The sequence below is a fragment of the Betaproteobacteria bacterium genome, assembly GCA_016791345.1.
GTDB lineage: Bacteria > Pseudomonadota > Gammaproteobacteria > Burkholderiales > JAEUMW01 > JAEUMW01.
The window spans coordinates 1-1,577 of the sequence record JAEUMW010000406.1 but is presented as its reverse complement, the minus strand read 5'-3'; the positions used below and the strand labels follow the sequence as shown (position 1 = coordinate 1,577).

The 1,577-nt window shown below is 67.4% G+C and carries 1 protein-coding gene; it reads right to left on the bottom strand.

The features are described 5' to 3' along the window. Positions 1-1,577: DNA topoisomerase IV subunit A (locus JNK68_15395; protein MBL8541729.1), on the bottom strand; the 1,577-nt coding region annotated here is incomplete at both ends.

The window sequence follows — 1,577 nt, the reverse complement described above, 5'->3', positions numbered from 1 at the left end:
GGCTTGATCTTGTCGGCGATCACGCGTCCCATGCGCGCACGGTGGCCGGCGTGGTGCGCCAGTTCATCGCCCGAGATGTTCACGGTCTTCTCGCGGCCGCCGCGACCGGTTCCCACCACGGTGAGCTTGCGCTGGTCGGAGACGGCGACGGCGACGAGCTTCTCTCCTTGCTCCAGTCCCATGACGATGACACCGCGGCCCTTGGCGAGCTCGCGCATCTCGGCGATCGAGAAGAGCAGCAGGCGCCCCTGCTCTGACAGCGCCGCGACGTAGTTGCCGGGAGCATCCTCGAAGAGGAATGGCGGCAGCGGCTCCTCGCCTGCCTCCAGCGTGATGAACTCCTTGCCGCCGCGTTTTTTCGCCAGCAGGTCGCCGAACTTCGCGATGAATCCGTAGCCGCCGCTGGAGGCGACCAGCAGCTTCGCCTCGGGCTTGGCGACGATCATGTGGCGGATCTGCGCACCGCCCTGCACGTCGACGAGCGACGAGACCGGTGCACCGTCGCCGCGTCCCGGCGGCAATTCGGCCGCCTCCAGCGTGTAGGCGCGTCCCAGCGAATCGAGGAACACCACCGGGTCGACGGTGCGGCATTCGGCGGTGGCGGCGAGCGCGTCGCCTTCCTTGAACGAGAGGGCGCTGGTATCGATGTCCCAGCCCTGACGCGCGCGCACCCAGCCCTTCTTCGAGAAGATGACGGTGAGCGGCTCGTCGACCACGGGCACCGCGGCAGTGGCCTTCTCGGAGGCTTCGATCACCGTGCGACGCGCGTCGCCGAACGCCTTCACGTCCGCCTCGATCTCGGCGACGACCAGATTCTCCAGCGCGCGGCGCGAGCCGAGCACGCGTTCCAGCCCTTTCTGTTCCTTGCGTAACCCTTCGAGCTCGCGCTCGACCTTGATGTGCTCGAGCTTCGCCAGCTGGCGAAGCCGGATCTCGAGGATGTCGTCCGCCTGTCGCTCGCTGAGGTTGAAGGCGGCGATGAGCTCGGCCTTGGGATCGTCGGCATTGCGGATGATGCGGATCACCTCGTCCACGTTGAGCAGGACGATGAGCCGCCCCTCCAGCACGTGGATGCGATCGAGCACCTGGTCGAGCCGATGCCGCGTGCGCCGCGTGACCGTCGTGAAGCGGAAGGCGAGCCACTCCGTCAGCACCTCGCGCAGGTTCTTCGACGTCGGACGACCGTCGAGGCTGACCATGACGAGGTTCATCGGCGCGTTCGACTCCATGCTGGTCTTGGCGAGCAGCAGGTTGACGAACTCGTTCTCGTCCTGGCGCGAGCTTTTCGGCTCGAAGACGAGGCGCACCGGATGCGCGCGGTCGGACTCGTCGCGCGCACGATCGAGCAGAGACAGCATGAGCTGCTTCTCGCGCGCCTGCTCGGGCGTCAGCGATTTCTTCCCCGGCCTGGGCTGCGGATTGGTGAGCGCCTCGATCTCCTCCAGCACCTTGCGCGAGGAGGTCCCTGGCGGCAGCTCGTGCACCACCATCTGCCACTGACTGCGGGCAAGCCGCTCGATCGTCCAGCGCGCGCGCACGCGAATGGCGCCGCGTCCGCTGGCGTATGCCTGCGCGAT